Raw genomic sequence first — 18,345 nt, 5'->3', positions numbered from 1 at the left:
TTATGATGTTATATTCATTGTAGCAAGAGAGGCGGATAGTATCATCGATGATGCTTTTTATTTGCGGGAATCGTTGTATAATGAAAATAGAAAAGGCTTACAATTGTGATGTTAACATAGGAGGTATTTGATGGAGAAATGGTTGCAGGAAGCGAAAAGGAAAGATGGTGTGGATGTGCTCGGACACTTCAGGGACGAGTTTTATATCGGAGACGGTGTCTATTACATGGACGGCAATTCCCTGGGGCTGATGTCAAAGCGGGCGGAGCGGTCACTCCTTGATGTAATGGATGACTGGAAGAACCATGGCATAGACGGCTGGGTGAAAGGGGAGCGGCCATGGTTCTACATGAGCGAGGCCATCGGGGAGAAGATGGCGCAGCTTGTCGGTGCCGGCGCCCATGAAGTACTGGCGACGAATTCGACGACGAACAATATACATCAGACCGTGAGAACACTGTACGAGCCAACAGGGGAACGTTACAGGATCATGGCGGATGATCTGAACTTCCCGTCAGATATATATGCCCTCCAGTCCGTCCTGGATGATTATGGTTACAGCGATGGAATGGTGAAGGTATCGTCAGAAGACGGGCATCTCCTTGATACTGAAAGGATCATCAACATGATGGATGAAAGTATCGCAATCATGCTGCTTCCATCCGTCCTCTACCGGAGCGGCCAGGTGCTTGAGATGCAGAAGATTACGGAGGCCTCCCATGATAAAGGAATCATCGTCGGGTTTGACCTGTGCCACTCCATCGGGGCACTCCCGCACCAGCTGAAGGAATGGGGCGTGGATTTCGCCGTCTGGTGCACATACAAACATTTAAGCGGCGGACCGGGGTCGGTTGCCGGATTATATGTTCATGAAAGGCATCACCATAAGAGCGTGAGCCTCAAAGGCTGGTTCGGCAACAACAAGGAAACGCAGTTCGATATGGCACACGATTTCGATCGGGCGGCGGATATCAGCCAGTACCAGGTGGGGACACCCCACATCTTCTCCATGGCGCCGCTTTATGGTGCCCTGGGGATGTTCGGGGAGGCGGGCATTGGAAACGTCCGTGAAAAGTCCCTCGGTCTGACCGATTTCATGATTGCGATGATTGAAGATGTGCTCGCCGGCTATGATATTGATATCGTTACGCCGAAAGCGTATGAATCACGCGGCGGACACATACTGATCGGCCATGAGAAGGCGGCAGGCATCAATGCAGCCCTGAAATCCAAAGGGGTGATCCCTGACTTCAGGGCACCGGGCTATGTCAGAATTGCACCGGTGGCGCTGTATAATTCATTCGAAGATGTATATCACGCAGTCATGATCCTCAAAGAAATAATGGATGACCGGCTGTACGATAAATTTGATAACAGACGGGGAGTCGTTGCCTGATGTGGATTGATATTTCGCAGACACTTGAACGTTCCATCGCACACTGGCCGGAAGATACACCGTTCAGTTACACGGTGCCTGTGACGAAAGCGCAGAGCGGCTCCGTCAATATCGGTAAGATTGAGACAAGCACCCATATCGGCACCCATATTGATGCGCCTTTCCATTTCGACGACGCCGGCGTGAAAGTGGACGAACTGGATATTAACCGGTATATCGGTGATGCAACAGTCATAGAAGTGATGGGCAGGGAGATCATCACAAAAGAGGAACTTGAGAGTTTTGACATCAGGGGCCCGGTACTGCTCGTAAAAACCAAAGAGCGGGCGGAGCAGGATGTTTTTCCGGAAACTGTACCCGTGCTTGATGAGGAGGCGGTGGAATATATTGCCGGAAAGGGAGTCCGTCTTTTCGGTGTGGATGTAACATCGGTCGATCCGGTGGACTCGAAGACATTGGACATCCACCATAAGCTGCATGAGAACGATATAATGATCATTGAAAACACGGTGCTTGAAGCGGTCGGCGGAGGCTATTATGACTTCATAGCCCTGCCCCTGAAAATCAGGGGCGCTGACGGCTCTCCGGTGCGCGCTGTACTGAGGGCAAAGGAGGAGACGGACCATGAATGAATATCAGGATCATACGCTTGCCGGTGAGAATGTCAAAACAGACTTCCTGAAGGACATGACGTACAGTGAGTACCTTAATCTGGATCAGATACTTACGGCACAGAGTCCTTTGACGGACCAGCATGATGAAAAGCTGTTCATCATCATCCATCAGGTTTCGGAACTGTGGATGAAGCTGATCATCCACGAACTGAATTCCGCCATAGAAGATATAAAGCATGATGATTTCAGGCTGGCTTTCAAGAAGCTTGCGCGGGTGACGAACATCCAGAACCAGCTGATCAACTCCTGGAGTGTGCTGGCAACGATGACGCCGAGCGATTATCTCAATTTCCGGGACGATCTCGGCAATGCATCCGGTTTCCAGTCCTACCAGAACCGCATGATGGAGTACTGCCTCGGCTACAAGACCACGCATGCGCTGAGCATCTATGAAAAGGATCCGGGCATCCACAGCCGGCTCAAAGCGCAGCTCGAGACACCGAGCATCTATGACGAGGCTATCCGTGCCGTTGCGAGACAGGGCTTCCATATCGACCGGGAGGTGCTATCCCGCGATGTCACTGAAAATTATGTGCCGAACGCATCGGTCAAAGAGGCATTCAGGCAGATCTACCTCAATACGGAGGAGTACTTTGAACTGTACGAGATGCTTGAGAAACTTGTCGATGTTGAAGATCTGTACAGCCAATGGCGTTTCAGGCACATGAAGACGGTCGAACGCATCATCGGCTTCAAGAAGGGGACCGGCGGCAGCTCGGGCGTCAATTATCTGAAGCGCGTGATAGATGACTATTTCTTCAGGGAACTGTGGGAACTGCGCACAGAACTATAATGGGACAAGGAGAGGTGTGACATGAGGGATTACGGTCAGACGAACATATTCGATGATGTAATGAAGGAGGACGAATCCTTCGTCATCGTCGTGCAGGAAGTGACGGAACAGGGAGGACAGCTTCAGAAGCGGGTGCTCAGGGAGTATCCCGGTCTGAAGATGGAGGGCATGAGGAACCTGTTTGAACATCTGAAGGATGTCTATCTGTCGGAAAATTTTTCCGACAGGGGCAAATACTTCGACCTCACAGTATATACGAATGAGGACTATGCGGCAGAAAACATATACGCCCATGTAAAAAGATACCGGAACAGCAAAGAATGGACGGCTACGGCGAAGTAGTCCGGGGCGCCTGAAGCAATTTCAGGTGCTCTTTTTTTATTATATGCAACCATCATCTTTACAGTCCTGACACAATTGAAATGTCCAAATTCATAAATGATTTGTGACATTCAGCAAACATCTCTATAATGTTATATGTATACTTGCGGTATACTATGTATAAATTAACTAACACTTGAAGCGGAGGATGTTCAAATGAGAATTATTGTAGCTGGGGGAGACGGTTTCTGCGGATGGCCGACTGCACTCTATCTATCTGAAAAAGGTCACGAAGTGACTATCCTGGACAATATGGTACGTCGTAAAATAGATAATGAACTGCATTCCAACTCTGTTACACCGATTGCCTCTTTGGAGGAGCGTGTGGAGAAATGGAAGGAATTGACAGGCAAAGAGATCAAAATCTATGAAGGCGACCTCAACCACTATGACTTCCTGAGCCTCGTATTCAAAAACGAACGCCCGGAAGCATTCGTGCATTTCGCAGAACAGCGTTCAGCACCTTATTCCATGATCGACCGTGAACATGCGGTCTATACGCAGCAGAACAACGTATTGGGCAACCTCAACGTTCTATATGCAATCAAGGAATTCGAACCTGACTGCCACCTGATCAAGCTAGGTACGATGGGTGAGTACGGTCAGCCGAATATCGACATCGAAGAAGGTTACATTGAAATTGAACATAAAGGACGGAAAGATACGCTGCCGTTCCCTAAACAGCCGGGTTCCTTCTATCACCTGACGAAAGTGCATGATACGCACAATATCATGTTCGCATGTAAGATCTGGGGCATCCGTGCAACGGACCTGAACCAGGGCATCGTCTATGGGCTCAACACCGAAGAAACGAAAAAGGATCCTGCGCTTGCGAACAGGCTGGACTATGACGGCGTATTCGGAACAGCGCTCAACCGTTTCCTCATCCAGGCGGCAATCGGCCATGATATGACAGTGTATGGTTCAGGCGGTCAGACGCGTGCATTCCTGCACATCAAAGATACAGTGCGCTGCATTGAAATCGCAGCGGAAAACCCTGCCGATCAGGGCGAATTCCGCGTGTTCAACCAGTTCACGGAATCCTTCTCTGTACAGGATCTTGCTGAAAAGACAAGGGATGCCGCAAAAGAGCTCGGCATCGACGCCAACGTTGCAAATATCGAAAACCCGCGTGTTGAAAACGAAGACCATTACTATAATGCGGTCAACACCAACCTTATCGACCTTGGTCTTGAGCCCCATCTCCTGACCCAGGATGTACTGAAGGAAATCCTTCAGGAAGCGCTCGAACATAAAGACCGCATCATCGTGGACAACGTGCTGCCGACAGTTACGTGGAAATAAAGAAAGAGGTAATGGCATGAAGATTGCGATTGTCACCGAAACATTTTTACCATCGACAGATGGTATTGTTACAAGACTGACAAAAGCCATTGACTACTTCATGCGGGAAGGGCATGAAGTCCTGGTCATCGCACCTGACCTCGGCGTACATGATTATAAGGGAGCGAGAGTGGTCGGTATCAAACCGGTCACTTTCCCTTTTTACAGATACCGCAAATGGGGGTTTCCTTCCCGCCGGGTATATCATATACTGAAAGACTTTGAACCGGACGTCGTGCATGCAGTCAACCCTGTCCTGCTGGCGACGAGTGCTGTCAGGGCGGCACAGAAGCTAAATATACCGCTCGTTTCTTCATACCATACGCACCTGCCGAAGTATCTGGATTACTATACAGTCTATAAACCTGCAAAACCTCTGCTCTGGTGGTATATCAGGCGTAACCATAAAAACGCAGACCTCAACCTGGTCACCTCCCAAGCAATCAGGGATGAGCTGGACGCCGAAGGGATAAAACGTCTGGACATCATTCCGCGCGGAGTGGATGTAATCAACCGTCATCCCGGTTTCAGGGACAGTGAGATGCGCGACAGGCTGGGCGGCGGCAAACCGGAAAACAAGCTGCTTGTGTTCATAGGAAGGCTTGCTGTGGAGAAGGAAATCCATAAGCTTCTGCCGCTCCTCGATGCGCGGGAGGATATCAGCCTGGCGATTGTCGGCGATGGTCCCGCACGTAATGAAATCGAGAAGAAATTTGAAGGCACGAATACAGTGTTCACCGGCTTCATGCACGGTGAAGAACTGTCGAAGGCATTCGCCTCCGGCGATGCATTCATATTCCCGTCCGTGTCGGAGACGCTGGGACTAGTCATACTTGAATCCATGGCTTCCGGCCTGCCCGTCATCGCCGCCAAGAGTGGACCGACCAACGAACAGGTCACTGACGGCGTGAACGGCATGCTTTTTGAGAACGAAGATCTGAAGAGCATGATCAGGGCGGTGGAAGTGCTGGAAGACGAAGAGAAGCTTGCCGCGATGAAACAGAACTCACGCCGGGAAGCGATGGGTTACGCATGGGACAAGACGTCCCAGAGACTGATTGATTTTTACATGGATGCGAGAGACAGGCATTCGACAGGTGACAAAAAGGCTTGATAAAGGATGTGTAAGTGATGAGAATGGTGGATTTGATAGCGAAGAAGCGCGACGGCGGAGTTTTGACGAAAGAGGAGATTGAATTCTTCATCAATGGCTATACGGAGGGGGAAATACCTGATTACCAGGTATCCAGTCTGATGATGGCTCTATTCTTCCGTGACATGACCGAGGATGAGCGGGCGGATCTGACGATGGCAATGGTCAGATCCGGGGATGAAATCGATCTTTCATCAATTGAAGGCATAAAAGTGGACAAGCATTCCACAGGCGGGGTGGGCGATACAACAACGCTCGTCCTTGCACCGCTCGTGGCGGCACTCGATGTGCCTGTTGCGAAAATGAGCGGCCGCGGACTCGGTCATACCGGCGGTACAATCGACAAGCTCGAGGCAGTGGAGGGGTTCCATGTCGAGATTACGGAGCAGGAATTCGCAGATCTCGTCAACCGGGATAAGGTGGCGGTGATCGGCCAGTCCGGCAATCTGACGCCTGCCGACAAAAAACTCTATGCACTGCGTGACGTGACCGCGACGGTCAACTCGATTCCGCTGATTGCAAGCTCGATCATGAGCAAGAAGATTGCTGCAGGGGCGGATGCGATCGTCCTCGATGTCAAAACAGGCGGCGGCGCATTCATGAAGAGCGAAGAGGATGCTGTTGAACTTGCCAGGGCAATGGTCTCCATCGGCAACAACGTGGGCAGAAAGACGATGGCGATCATTTCAAGTATGGCGGAGCCACTCGGCCATGCCATTGGCAACTCTCTTGAAGTGAAAGAGGCGATTGAAACGCTCCGCGGAGAAGGACCTGAAGATCTGACTGCCCTCTGCATGGAGCTCGGCGCCCAGATGACGGTGCTCGGCGGCAAGGCGGAAACGCTCGACGAAGCAAAAGAAAAGCTGCAGCAGGTCATCGATGACGGCAGTGCGCTTGAAAAGTTCAAAGTGTTCCTGTCCAACCAGGGCGGTGACGCATCTGTTGCGGATGATGTTTCAAAACTGCCGCAGGCGCAGTATCAGATTGAGGTGAAGGCGGAGTCTTCAGGATACGTCGAAGAGATTGCCGCTGAGGAACTTGGTGTCGCTTCGGCGATGCTCGGTGCCGGACGGCAGACAAAAGATGATGTCATCGATCTTGCGGTCGGTCTGATGCTCGAGAAGAAAGTCGGCGATCATGTGGAGGAGGGCGAAACATTGGCTGTCATCCACTCGAACCGCGAAGATGTAGAGGAGGTTAAACGTAAAATCCTCGACAACTACAAAATAGGCGGCAAAGAAGTGAATATCTCACTCATCAAACAGGTAATCACTGAATAGAGGGGCGTGTGAAGTACCGGGAGTTCCCGGTACTTTTTTTATGCGGCTTATTTTTTACAGGGCATACACAATTGGATTATAATGAAGGAAACAGAAGTATGGAGGCAGAGCAATGATAACAGAATGGATACCCCAGTTTGACAGGCTGGCGGAAAACTACCAGCAGAAAGTGATTGAGCAGTTTGAAACACTGCCGCTTGATGAAATCCGAAAGACATATGAAGAGGTATATGTGAATCCGGAGCCGGTGGACATGACGACAGTAGAAGAAGTTCCTTTTGTAAGCAGGGAGGAACTGGATGCAGAGCAGCTGGCAGGGACGGCAAAAGAAGCGCTTAAAAACGGTGAAGTGGCTGCGCTTCTCATGGCGGGCGGCCAGGGAACACGTCTTGAACATCCGGGACCGAAAGGCACGTTTTCCTTTGACGGTCTTTCTCTTTTTGAACTGCAGGCGAAACAGATCAAAGCAGCCGGACACGCTTTTGGACGGCCTGTCCACTGGTACATCATGACAAGTGATATCAATCATACAGAGACGCTTGATTTTTTCCGGGAACACAACCACTTCGGATTCGAAGAGGACAACATCCATTTCTTCCGCCAGGAGCATTTCCCGGCACTGTCCAAAGACGGCGGACTGCTTCTGACGGAAGACAAAGACATCATGCTTACTCCAAACGGCAACGGGGGCATCTTCAGCGCGCTCAAAACAAGCGGCATGCTTGAAGACATGAAGGACCGTGGCATCAGGCATGTGTTCATGAACAACGTGGACAATGCAGTGGTCAAAGTGCTTGATCCGGTTCTTCTCGGACTGCATGTCAGTGAGGACAACGATGTGACTTCAAAATCGATCCTCCCGAAACCGGGTGAGAGTGTCGGCCGCCTGAGTCTCGTCAACGGGGAAAAGAGTGTAGTGGAATATACAGAACTGCCGGAAGGTGCCGGAGATAAATTCCAGAACGGCAACATCGGCATCCACGTGTTCGGCATGGAATATCTCGATAAAGCGGCCGCGGAGAAAGTGCCTTATCATCTTGCGCTGAAGAAACTGGAGCATATGGATGAAAATCTGCTGCTCGTCAAAGGTGAGGTGCTGAAATTCGAGAAGTTCTACTTTGACGCATTCCGTCACGCACGTAAACACATGACACTGCAGGTGGACCGCAAAGGTGAATTTTCGCCACTTAAGAACAAAGTGGGCAAAGACAGCATCGAAACGGCATATAATGATCTGAAAGACGAAGGGATTGTATGACGGCGAAAAATACCGGTATAGAGGGAGACATCCTTATGAAAAAAGAAAAGATGACCAGGAAACTGGAAGGATCTCTGAGAAATATCGTCCCCCTCTCTTTCGGAGAAGAAGTCGGTAACAGTGTAAGCCACGGCGTGGCGGCACTCCTGTTCATCTTCATGCTGCCGTTCACCGCCGTATATATGTATGCAGACGGCGGTGCGCTCCATGCCCTGGGCGGTTCGGTGTTCGTCATCAGCATTCTGCTGATGTTCCTTACGTCGATGCTCTACCACTCGATGGCGCATAACACCCAGCACAAATACATCATGCGGCTTCTCGACCACAGTCTGATATATGTAGCGATCGCCGGCACCTACACTCCCGTGGCGCTTTCCGTCATCGGCGGCACGTGGGGTACCGTCACTCTCATAGTGCAGTGGGCGGCGGCGGTCCTCGGCATCCTGTACAAGGTGCTGAGCCCGAAAGTGAATTCGAAGGTCAGCCTGATCTTCTATCTCGTCATGGGATGGATGGCGGTGATCTTCTTCCCGGCCATCATTGTCAATACACACTGGATGTTCCTGCTCATGCTTGGCCTGGGCGGTGTGGCATACACGGTGGGCGCCTGGTTCTATGCCCAGAAAACCCGCAAGTACTTCCATATGATATGGCATTTCTTCATCATCGCCGGAAGCACACTGCATTATATCGGCATTGTATTCTTTATCCATGCATGAATATTTATCGATTTTTGATTTTTTTATTCAGTTTGTTATGATAGGAACTGTTGCGAAAAAAATTAAATGGAGTTGATTCGATGAAAATTGTCTTTTATGGTGCGGGAAACATGGCGAGTGCCATCTTTATCGGCATGATTGAAAATCGCGTCGTAAAGCCGGAACAGATTTACCTTACGAGCAGAAGCCAGAAAGAGAAGATCATGTTCTTCAGGGAAAACCTCGGTGTGAACGTCTCATATGATGATACGGAACTGCTTGATGGTGCTGACTATGTCATTCTTGCCAGCAAGCCGCAGAGTTTCCCGGATGTTGCGAAAAGGATCCGGCCGCACCTTGAAGAAAAGACAAAGATCGTATCTGTCATGGCCGGCACTCAGATAAAGACGATCAGACGTGAACTCAAGACTGAAAATCCGATTGCCAGGATCATGCCAAATACCAATGCCATGGTGCAGCATTCCGTCAGCGGAATCACCTATTCTGAAAATTTCCCGAACAAGGACGAATTGGTCGAATTGATGAAAAGCTTCGGTACGACAGTTGTGGTGGAAGAGGAAGACGAGATGCACAACATCACTGCTGCAACGGGATCGGGTTCTGCGTTCCTTTATTATATATACGAAAAATATGCGGAGAGCCTCATGGACCTCGGATTCAGTGAAGAGGAAGCGATGTTCCTGACAACGAACCTCGTGATCGGCGCAGGCAAGATGGTTGAGGATTCCGAACTGCCGTTCAGCCAGCTCCGCAAGAACATCACCTCAAAACGCGGCACGACAGAAGCGGGGCTTGAGGCACTGGACGGAGAAGGGATCAAGGAGATCCTGTCCAGGACGCTCTATGCAGCTGCAAGCCGGAGTCAGGAGCTCAGCAAAGACGACGCAGACGAATAAAAGAGTTCAGGAATAGTGATACTTCATATAAGATATATATGAAGTATTTTTTTTCTAGGAGGGGTTTTGTGAAAACACTGTACTATAACGGCACCATATATACGATGAACCGTGAAGGGGAGACGGCGGAAGCGGTACTGGTGGATAAGGGACGGATTGTCGGGACCGGCAGCCGCAGCGAACTGGAGACGGAGGCTGATTTTGAAACGGATCTCAACGGCCAGACGATGCTGCCCGCTCTCACGGATGCACATATCCATCTCATCATGCTTGGCAAGAAGCTGAAATCCCTGGCGCTGCATCATATAGATGACATCGCCGAGATGAAGCATCTGATCGGCGAATTCAGAACGGATCAGAAATGGAATCTGATTCTTGGGTATGATGAAAACAATCTCGCGGATAAATACCGCATGGATCGCTTTGAACTCGACCGGCTGACGGATAAGCCGACGCTTGTGACACGTGTCTGCCATCACGCCGGATTCGTGAATACAATGGCTCTGGAACTTCTGGGCATCGACCAAAGCGTAAAGGACCCGGAAGGCGGCTATTTTGAAAGGGACGGGGACGGGGAGCTCACCGGCTGGGTGTATGATACAGCGTTTGACCTCATAAGAGACCAGACGCTGGATGATGATGTCAGATCATTATCGAGTGACCTCGGCACAGCCATCGATCATATGTACAGTTACGGCCTCGCCGGCGCCCACACGGAGGATATGTCCAACTACGGACCTTATGAAATGCCGTTCAAAGCCTATCTTGAGACCATCGGTCCAAACAGGAAGAAATTCAGGGTCAATCTGCTGAGGAATGAAAAAGTGTACCCTCAGATGGTCCAGGACGACCCTGACTATCTCGAAGACTGGATTGAAAAGGATGCCATGAAGATTTTCATGGACGGCGCTTTCGGCGGCAGGACGGCCCTTCTCAAAGCGCCTTATGCCGGCACGGAGGACTACGGGCTTCAGATCCATTCCAGAGAGGCGCTTTTGGGCATGGTGAAGCATGCAAGGGAAAACAATGATGCGATTGCGGTCCACATGATCGGCGATAAGGCATGCGAGCTGGTGCTGGATGCGATTGAGGAATATCCGGTGCCGGAAGGGAAGCATGACCGGCTGATCCACTGCAGCCTGCTTGATGCGGGACTCATCCAGCGCATGAAGGCGCTGGATGTCATATGTGATATCCAGCCCACCTTCCTGACTTCGGACATGCCGTGGGTAATTGAATATCTCGGAGAGGAACGTGCGCAATATCTGTACGCCTTCAAAACGATGCAGGATAACGGTCTCACCCTCGGCGGCTCCTCGGATGCGCCGATAGAAGACGTCAATCCGCTGCTCGGTATCCACACCCTCGTCACGCGCAAGGGCAGCACCGGAGTGTACAACGAAGCTGAACGGGTAAGCCGTTTCGAAGCGTTTAAAATGTATACGGTGAACCCTGCGGAGATTGCATATAAAACAGACAGGGCAGGCAGGATAAGTGCTGGATATTATGCGGACTTTGCTGTCTTCGACAGGGACGTCATGCAGATTGACGCTGACGAACTGCTTAAAGCGCGGGTGACAAGGACTGTAATAGATGGTGATACAGTATATCAGATCAATGAATAGGGGGATCAGTATGGCACTTAAAATCAGTATTTTCGGAGCCGGCAACGGTGGTATCACTGCTGCTGCCGATATGACGGAAAAAGGGCATGAGGTCACTTTGCACCAGTCAAAAAATTCACAGAGGGACCTCAGCAGCATTGCGGAGACCGGCGTAATCAATTTCAACGGCAAACCGGTCAGAATCCATAAGTTTACCAGGGAAGTGGAGGAAGCGGTGCGCGGCAAAGATGTCATCGTGCTGACGATACCTGCAATAGCCGTTGAGCCGATTGCCGAGAAGCTCGCCCCTTATCTTGAAGACGGCCAGTACGTATTTATAAACAGTGCGAGTGCAATGAACAGCCTGAGGTTCAAACGCGTGCTGAATAATATGAAAAGGGATATCGATGTCAAAGTCGGTGAAACGATGTCACTCACATATGCATCCAGATATGACCAGGAGACGAATGAAGCGACGCTGATCTCATACAATGAACACAACCTTTTTGCGGCATACCCTTCAAGGTTCACAGAAGAAATGTTGGAGGTCCTGGGCCGGATGTATGATCATCTGAAACCGGCGAAAAATATTATAGAAACGACATTGAACAACGGCAATCCGGAAAGCCATCCGGGGCCGTCTATTCTCAATGCCGGCCGCATCGACTATGCCGGTGATGATTTCTATCTGTATAAAGAGGGGATTACCGAACACACGGTGAACGTCATACACAAAATCGATGCGGAACGGCAGCAGATATGCAGGATGCTGGATTTTGAAGCGATGTCAAAATCGGAGCGCAGCGTACGGAGCGGCTACTTCGAAAAGCGGGAATCTCTTCGGGAACAGTATAATCATTCTCCGGTGCTCGCGGATATAAAAGGACCGGGGGATCTTGAAAACAGATATGTGACTGAAGATGTATCCAACGGACTGGTCCTCTGGGCGAGCATCGGTGATGCCTGCGGCGTGGAGACTCCTGTGATGGATGCTGTCATTACCCTGGCCGGTGTACTGCTCGGAAGGGATTATTTCAGCGAAGGCGTCACGCTCAGGAAACTCGGCATCGAAGAGGCGGACGCTGCCCGGCTCAATGCATTGATGGAATACGATCATACAAAATAGGACACGGGCCGTGCGGCCCGTGTTTTTTAATCCGTCTTTTTCCCGTAGACGCTCACAGACTGGCTGTCTGCATAGAATACGCCGTTTCCTTCTTCGTCGATTGTAATTTCGTCAGAACGGTTTTCGGTGTAATCCACCCACTTTTCCCCGGTGCGTGTTTCTCCGACATGCATCTTTTTATATCCTTCCTCCAATCCATTGGCAATTACAACGGCACACCCTGAACCTGGGAGGTCCTCAGTGCCGAAACGGATCCAGCCGATTGTATCCGGGTGGTCAAAATAGTCTTCCTGATTGCCGTAAGCAAGGTTTTTCCGGGCATCGAGCAAAACATCGATTTCATCTTTCCTTCCGTCGATCTTATGTTCACCGTTGATGCCGTGGTAGTCTCCGTAAAAAACACACGGGTAGCCGTCCTGTCTCAGAAGGATAAGGGAGTAGGCCGGCTGTTTGAACCAGTCCGCGACGAAAGATTCGAGAGATTCACCCGGCTGCGTGTCATGATTATCCACGAATGTCACAGCATTCCACGGGTATTCCGCGACCATTGACCGGTCGAATATCTGTGTCAGGTCGTATGCTGCCTTCTCAAGACCCGCTGTGTAAAAATTATAATGGAGCCTGACATCGAACACGTCGATGTCAAATGATACCTCATCAAGAAAATCCTCATTCGCTTCAAGCGAAGGGTTCCAGTATTCACCGAAAAAATATATCTCCCGGCCGGCATGTTCTGCCACTTCATCTATGAAACGTTTAATAAAATTACTGTCGATATGTTTCACCGCATCAAGACGGTATCCATCCGCATCGAGCTCATCGGTCAGCCACTTCCCCCATCTGACCATCTCTTCCTGTACCTCCGGGTGGGCGTAGTCGATGTCCGCGTACATCAGGTAATCATAGTTGCCGTGCTCCGCATCAACGTTATCACTCCAGTCCTTATCTTCTCCCATGATCCTGAAAATCCCGTTCTGTTCTTTTCTTGCATCATAGTCGACACCTGTAAAAAGGTTGAAGTTCCATTTGAAATCGCTGTACTTTCCATGCCGGCCCGGAAAGTCGAAATAAGTATACCCTTCTATATCGAACGGCTCACTGATTTCCTCTTCGCGGTCGTCCTCCCTGACTTCAACGACTTTGAATGTTTCTTTTTTGTCCCCGCCCGCCTTATGGTTCATCACCAGGTCGAGATAGACGAGGAGCCCTGCTTCCCTGCATGCTTTGATGGCGTTTTGGAGCTGCTCCCTAGTGCCGTATTTGGTCCTGATACTGCCTTTTTGATCAAACTCTCCTAGGTCATACACATCATAGGCTGCATAACCGGGATTCGAAGGGTGGTCCGCTTTTGTCGGCGGCGGCAGCCAGACGGCGTCGAACCCCATTTCTTTGATCTTCCGGGCTTCCTTCGATAAATGATTCCAGTGTTCCCCGTTATCCGGTGAATGCCATTCGAAATATTGCATAAGGGTAAGGTTCATTTTTTCATATCCTCCTGAAGTTATTATTCTATGTATATCCGTTATCAGATCATTTAACCTTTTCCCTTCCGCACGGATAAAAATTTTTAACATCATCCAGAAAAAATTGTGATATCCCGTTTATCGTATTTGTGTTCAGGTTATAAGAAAACAGACCACAAATAAGGAGGAGTTATACATGAATAGCATCGGAGACCAATTCATGTCCATGCTGAACAGTATTATTGGCTTTATTCCAAATCTTATCAGTGCAATTCTGTTCTTACTTCTAGCATGGATCATCGCAGTAATCGTCAAAAACATCATCGTGAAAGGGCTCAATGCAATCGGGTTCGACAAATGGCTTGAGAAGAAAGGGCTGAGCAGTCCCGATGAAGCGAAGCGGGAGTCGGAAGGGCTGATAGCAACGCTTGGTAAACTTGCCTACTTCCTCGTCTTCATCCTGTTCCTTCCGCCGGTATTTGATGCGCTGAACATGCAGTCCGTTTCAGACCCCATCAGGGAAATGATGACTGCAGTGCTGAATTTCATCCCGAGGTTCTTTGTTGCAGCCGTGCTGGTTCTGCTCGGGCTGTATCTGGCTAAAATCCTGGGCAAACTTGTAACGAATCTGCTTAAGAGCCTGAACGCAGGTAAATTCAATTCCTATGTGAATTTCGGGGACAAATCCAAAGAGGGCATCGACATTCCAAACGCTCTTGGATGGGTTGTTGCAGTACTGATCGGCCTGTTCTTCGTAGTACAGGCGCTGAGCGTACTTAACCTTGAAGTGTTCAATACGATCGGAACAGCAATCATCGCCTATATCCCATTGGTGATCTCAGCACTCATAATCCTGGCACTCGGCTTTGTCGGGGGCAACCTGCTGTCCACTGTCATCACTAAAAGTACCGGGAATGCATTTGTGGGTGAAATCGCCAAATACCTTATCATCATTGTGGCAGTATTCATGACACTCGATCAGCTGAATTTTGCACAAAGCATCGTCAACCTCGCCTTCCTGTTCATCCTGGGCGCAGTGGCCATCGCTTTTGCAATCAGTTTTGGCATCGGAGGCAGAACATTCGCCGAAAAGCAGCTCCATAAATTTGAAGACAAGGTTCAAAAAGAAGACCGTGGCAGTCAGTAACAGAATGGGATTGAATTTAATTCCAATCCAAACACTTTATACATAAAGTGTTTGGATTTTTTTGATTATATAAATAAGATGTTGTGTTATCATGAATGTATTAACCATAGGCGTAAAGGAGAATTTTTGAATGATCACCAGAGATCAAGTTGAAGAAATCGTTGGAAATATAAATGATCCGATACTGAATGTACCTATTGCAGAGACAGAAGGTATTCAGGAGATCAGCGTCAAAGAAGAAAAGAACCACGTAAGCATCAAGGTTGCAATCGGCCGTCTTGGAGGGCAGGAGCAGCTGGACCTTCAGATGAAGATCGTAAATGCCGTCAAAGAAGCGGGGGCTGATTCAGTCGGACTCAGGTTCGGTGAACTCGATGAAGAAACGATTGAACGCCACCGCGGGACTGCGGGCAGCGAAGTTGAGAACCGTTTCAAGGAAGGCGATACGGAATTCATTTCCATCGCATCCGGTAAAGGCGGGGTCGGAAAATCCACAGTTGCGGTAAACCTTGCAGTTGCACTTGCCAATCAAGGGAAGAAAGTCGGCCTGATCGATGCAGATATATATGGTTTCAGTGTTCCGGACATGATGGGCATCACTGACAAACCGGCAATAGAGGATAAAACACTCATCCCCGTGGAGCGCTTTGGGGTCAAAGTGATTTCAATGGCTTTCTTTGTAGAGGAAAACACTCCTGTCATATGGAGGGGGCCGATGCTCGGCAAGATGATCAACAGTTTCTTCGATGAAGTGAAGTGGGGGGAACTCGACTACCTGCTCCTCGACCTGCCTCCAGGTACGGGAGATGTGGCATTGGATGTCCATCAGCTGCTGCCGCACAGTAAGGAAATCATCGTGACCACACCGCACCCGACAGCTGCTTTTGTAGCTGCAAGGGCAGGAGCGATGGCACAGCACACAGATCATGAAATCATCGGCGTCATAGAAAATATGAGTTATTTCGAAAGCAAAAACACGGGTGAGAAAGAATTCATCTTCGGAAAAGGCGGCGGGGACAAGCTCGCCAAGGAACTGGGTGTACCGGTGCTCGGACAGCTTCCTCTCGGCCAGCCGGAATGGGATGAAGCTGATTTCGCGCCTTCTGTCTATGGAGATGACGAAATCGGAAGAGTATATCAGAGCATTGCGGAAAATGTAATCCGGGAAAGTGAATAGGCGGGGGAAGTAAAAGCATGACATCAAAATATCTAGTTAAGTTTTACTTCAGGACACTCCTGCTCGGGATGATCATCACTGCAGCAGTCAGCCTGGTCACTGAGTATCAGAATGTCACACGGTACCTGTTCGAAGGACAGATCGGCGAATTCCTGGCAGGACTTGTATGGTTCCTCGGCTACGGACTGCTCATCGCAACAGTCAGCCAGGTGGCTTTCTTCATATACTTGTTCCTCCATCCGCTGGGCATGGGGATATTCGGCAGAATCTGGCCGTATGTACAGCTCCTGCTTGTGATGTACGCAATCTTCGATCTTTTCTATTTGAGGTTCTACAGGTTTGGTCTTGAATCTGGCCAGGTCTGGAGCTTCATATGGATTCCGGTCCTTGTCGTTGCAGCCGGCTTTATCGTAGCGGGGATGAAGAACAAATCCTCTGAAGGTGCGAATATCTTCATCCCGGCTCTCTTCTATATGATATTCATGACTTCAATCACACTCATTCCGTTCCTGAGTGTGGAAGATACGTCATGGATATACAGATCAGTATTCACACTCATCATATGTAATGCAGTCCAGCTTCTGACACTGCCGTCTTATATAGAAGCTTCTGAAAAAGAAAAGGAAGAGCGCGGCAGGGTGACGAAGAGTGATATCAATGAACAAAAGAGGACTGAATTAAGACAGCAGGAAGCGGCTCAGAAGAAAAAGGAAGAGTCCCAGACAAAGAAAAGAAAGAGCATGAAGTATAAAAATGAGACCCGCATGGCGGAAAATGACAAAAAGAAGAAGAAATAAAAAGGGATAAAACCCTGACAGGCAGCGCTTTTGCGCTGCTTTTTCTTTGCCTGGTGTAAAACTCCAATATATTTACCAATCAAATCGTTGACACTAAACCGCATGCTTGGTAAGATATATCTTGTCGCTGAAACACGGCGGCCAAAAACAAAAGCACAGCAAACATCATGAAAAACAAATTTTAAAAAAGTGCTTGCAATCAAGTTGCTTAAATGGTAACATAATAAGGCAACGCAAAAAAAGAGAACATTGAAAACTGAATGACAATATGTCAACGTTTAATTCCGAGAAAGCGACACACATCGTGTGTCACAGATTGAGGCGGACAATACAAACGCAAGTGATACTGATTTCAGTATCAAGACGAGCTCAAGATGGGCTTTCCAATTATGGAGAGTTTGATCCTGGCTCAGGATGAACGCTGGCGGCGTGCCTAATACATGCAAGTCGAACGCGAGAGGAGGGAGCTTGCTCCCTCTGATCGAGTGGCGGACGGGTGAGTAACACGTAGGCAACCTGCCCATCAGTCCGGGATAACCGCGGGAAACCGTGGCTAATACCGGATGATCCTCTCCACCGCGGGGTGGGGAGTTGAAAGACGGTTTCGGCTGTCGCTGATGGATGGGCCTGCGGCGCATTAGCTGGTTGGCGGGGTAACGGCCCACCAAGGCAACGATGCGTAGCCGACCTGAGAGGGTGATCGGCCACACTGGGACTGAGACACGGCCCAGACTCCTACGGGAGGCAGCAGTAGGGAATCTTCCGCAATGGACGCAAGTCTGACGGAGCAACGCCGCGTGAGTGAAGAAGGGTTTCGGCTCGTAAAACTCTGTTGTTAAGGAAGAACGACAGGTAGAGTAACTGCTACCTGTGTGACGGTACTTAACCAGAAAGCCACGGCTAACTACGTGCCAGCAGCCGCGGTAATACGTAGGTGGCAAGCGTTATCCGGAATTATTGGGCGTAAAGCGCGCGTAGGCGGTCTTTTAAGTCTGATGTGAAAGCCCCCGGCTCAACCGGGGAGGGTCATTGGAAACTGGGAGACTTGAGTGCAGAAGAGGAGAGTGGAATTCCATGTGTAGCGGTGAAATGCGCAGAGATATGGAGGAACACCAGTGGCGAAGGCGGCTCTCTGGT

General features: G+C 49.6%; 16 protein-coding genes and 1 rRNA gene. 16 read left to right on the top strand and 1 reads right to left on the bottom strand.

Annotated elements, in window-relative coordinates; translation table 11 throughout:
• The first annotated feature begins 130 nt into the window (after nt 1-130).
• The 12 genes from kynU (at nt 131) to WN59_RS11305 (ending at nt 12,624) form a co-directional block, all read left to right on the top strand.
• Nucleotides 131-1,396 carry a kynureninase gene (gene kynU / locus WN59_RS11360; protein ID WP_046517364.1) on the top strand — a complete coding sequence of 422 codons (1,266 nt, stop codon included), beginning with the start codon at nt 131-133 and terminating at the stop codon, nt 1,394-1,396.
• A complete protein-coding gene (gene kynB, locus WN59_RS11355) occupies nt 1,396-2,028 on the top strand; it encodes an arylformamidase (protein ID WP_082099283.1) in 633 nt (210 codons plus the stop codon). The genes kynU and kynB overlap by 1 nt, the downstream gene beginning before the upstream one ends.
• Nucleotides 2,021-2,863, top strand: coding sequence for a tryptophan 2,3-dioxygenase (gene kynA / locus WN59_RS11350; protein ID WP_046517359.1), 843 nt, complete (start codon nt 2,021-2,023; stop codon nt 2,861-2,863). The genes kynB and kynA overlap by 8 nt, the downstream gene beginning before the upstream one ends.
• 21 nt (nt 2,864-2,884) lie before the next feature.
• A complete protein-coding gene (locus WN59_RS11345) occupies nt 2,885-3,205 on the top strand; it encodes a hypothetical protein (protein WP_046517357.1) in 321 nt (106 codons plus the stop codon).
• A 195-nt stretch (nt 3,206-3,400) separates the two neighbouring features.
• On the top strand, nt 3,401-4,549 hold the full coding sequence (locus WN59_RS11340) for an NAD-dependent epimerase/dehydratase family protein (protein WP_046517354.1): 1,149 nt from the start codon (nt 3,401-3,403) through the stop codon (nt 4,547-4,549).
• A gap of 16 nt (nt 4,550-4,565) precedes the next feature.
• A complete protein-coding gene (locus WN59_RS11335) occupies nt 4,566-5,702 on the top strand; it encodes a glycosyltransferase family 4 protein (RefSeq protein ID WP_046517352.1) in 1,137 nt (378 codons plus the stop codon).
• Nucleotides 5,703-5,719: 17 nt separating this feature from the next.
• Nucleotides 5,720-7,021 (top strand): pyrimidine-nucleoside phosphorylase, encoded by a 1,302-nt coding sequence (locus WN59_RS11330; protein WP_046517351.1) that lies wholly within the window; start codon nt 5,720-5,722, stop codon nt 7,019-7,021.
• A 112-nt stretch (nt 7,022-7,133) separates the two neighbouring features.
• Complete coding sequence (locus tag WN59_RS11325; RefSeq protein ID WP_046517349.1) at nt 7,134-8,279, top strand: UTP--glucose-1-phosphate uridylyltransferase; 1,146 nt, start codon at nt 7,134-7,136, stop codon at nt 8,277-8,279.
• A gap of 35 nt (nt 8,280-8,314) precedes the next feature.
• Nucleotides 8,315-8,998: a PAQR family membrane homeostasis protein TrhA gene (gene trhA, locus WN59_RS11320; RefSeq protein WP_046517837.1), complete on the top strand. Its 684-nt coding sequence runs from the start codon at nt 8,315-8,317 to the stop codon at nt 8,996-8,998.
• Nucleotides 8,999-9,078: 80 nt separating this feature from the next.
• Nucleotides 9,079-9,894 carry a pyrroline-5-carboxylate reductase gene (gene proC / locus WN59_RS11315; RefSeq protein WP_046517347.1) on the top strand — a complete coding sequence of 272 codons (816 nt, stop codon included), beginning with the start codon at nt 9,079-9,081 and terminating at the stop codon, nt 9,892-9,894.
• Nucleotides 9,895-9,962: 68 nt separating this feature from the next.
• On the top strand, nt 9,963-11,519 hold the full coding sequence (locus WN59_RS11310; RefSeq protein ID WP_046517344.1) for an amidohydrolase: 1,557 nt from the start codon (nt 9,963-9,965) through the stop codon (nt 11,517-11,519).
• 10 nt (nt 11,520-11,529) lie between these two features.
• Nucleotides 11,530-12,624: an NAD/NADP octopine/nopaline dehydrogenase family protein gene (locus tag WN59_RS11305; RefSeq protein WP_046517342.1), complete on the top strand. Its 1,095-nt coding sequence runs from the start codon at nt 11,530-11,532 to the stop codon at nt 12,622-12,624.
• 26 nt (nt 12,625-12,650) lie between these two features.
• Here WN59_RS11305 and WN59_RS11300 read toward each other — a convergent pair whose 3' ends face one another.
• Nucleotides 12,651-14,105 (bottom strand): alpha-amylase, encoded by a 1,455-nt coding sequence (locus tag WN59_RS11300; protein ID WP_046517340.1) that lies wholly within the window; start codon nt 14,103-14,105, stop codon nt 12,651-12,653.
• Nucleotides 14,106-14,283: 178 nt separating this feature from the next.
• Between WN59_RS11300 and WN59_RS11295 the strand changes: the two genes are divergently transcribed.
• From WN59_RS11295 to WN59_RS11280, 4 genes are all read left to right on the top strand, one after another.
• A complete protein-coding gene (locus tag WN59_RS11295) occupies nt 14,284-15,234 on the top strand; it encodes a mechanosensitive ion channel (RefSeq protein WP_046517338.1) in 951 nt (316 codons plus the stop codon).
• 130 nt (nt 15,235-15,364) lie between these two features.
• A complete protein-coding gene (locus WN59_RS11290; protein ID WP_046517336.1) occupies nt 15,365-16,411 on the top strand; it encodes an Mrp/NBP35 family ATP-binding protein in 1,047 nt (348 codons plus the stop codon).
• A gap of 17 nt (nt 16,412-16,428) precedes the next feature.
• Entirely contained in the window at nt 16,429-17,208 is a 780-nt protein-coding gene (locus WN59_RS11285) for a KinB-signaling pathway activation protein (RefSeq protein ID WP_046517334.1), read from the top strand.
• 386 nt (nt 17,209-17,594) lie between these two features.
• Nucleotides 17,595-18,345: ribosomal RNA gene (locus tag WN59_RS11280) — 16S ribosomal RNA — on the top strand; the annotation flags it as partial.

The sequence above is a fragment of the Salinicoccus sediminis genome (genome assembly GCF_000986795.1).
Classification (GTDB): Bacteria; Bacillota; Bacilli; order Staphylococcales; family Salinicoccaceae; genus Salinicoccus; species Salinicoccus sediminis.
The sequence above is the reverse complement of the archived record's forward strand: the minus strand, read 5'-3'. Positions and strand labels throughout refer to the sequence as shown.

Excerpts from the sequence above, each read along its gene's own strand:
- kynU (WP_046517364.1), top strand. The coding sequence starts at position 131 with ATGGAGAAATGGTTGCAGGAAGCGAAAAGGAAAGATGGTGTGGATGTG.
- kynB (WP_082099283.1), top strand. The coding sequence starts at position 1,396 with ATGTGGATTGATATTTCGCAGACACTTGAACGTTCCATCGCACACTGG.
- kynA (WP_046517359.1), top strand. The coding sequence starts at position 2,021 with ATGAATGAATATCAGGATCATACGCTTGCCGGTGAGAATGTCAAAACA.
- WN59_RS11345 (WP_046517357.1), top strand. The coding sequence starts at position 2,885 with ATGAGGGATTACGGTCAGACGAACATATTCGATGATGTAATGAAGGAG.
- WN59_RS11340 (WP_046517354.1), top strand. The coding sequence starts at position 3,401 with ATGAGAATTATTGTAGCTGGGGGAGACGGTTTCTGCGGATGGCCGACT.
- WN59_RS11335 (WP_046517352.1), top strand. The coding sequence starts at position 4,566 with ATGAAGATTGCGATTGTCACCGAAACATTTTTACCATCGACAGATGGT.
- WN59_RS11330 (WP_046517351.1), top strand. The coding sequence starts at position 5,720 with ATGAGAATGGTGGATTTGATAGCGAAGAAGCGCGACGGCGGAGTTTTG.
- WN59_RS11325 (WP_046517349.1), top strand. The coding sequence starts at position 7,134 with ATGATAACAGAATGGATACCCCAGTTTGACAGGCTGGCGGAAAACTAC.
- trhA (WP_046517837.1), top strand. The coding sequence starts at position 8,315 with ATGAAAAAAGAAAAGATGACCAGGAAACTGGAAGGATCTCTGAGAAAT.
- proC (WP_046517347.1), top strand. The coding sequence starts at position 9,079 with ATGAAAATTGTCTTTTATGGTGCGGGAAACATGGCGAGTGCCATCTTT.
- WN59_RS11305 (WP_046517342.1), top strand. The coding sequence starts at position 11,530 with ATGGCACTTAAAATCAGTATTTTCGGAGCCGGCAACGGTGGTATCACT.
- WN59_RS11300 (WP_046517340.1), bottom strand. The coding sequence starts at position 14,105 with ATGAACCTTACCCTTATGCAATATTTCGAATGGCATTCACCGGATAAC.
- WN59_RS11295 (WP_046517338.1), top strand. The coding sequence starts at position 14,284 with ATGAATAGCATCGGAGACCAATTCATGTCCATGCTGAACAGTATTATT.
- WN59_RS11290 (WP_046517336.1), top strand. The coding sequence starts at position 15,365 with ATGATCACCAGAGATCAAGTTGAAGAAATCGTTGGAAATATAAATGAT.
- WN59_RS11285 (WP_046517334.1), top strand. The coding sequence starts at position 16,429 with ATGACATCAAAATATCTAGTTAAGTTTTACTTCAGGACACTCCTGCTC.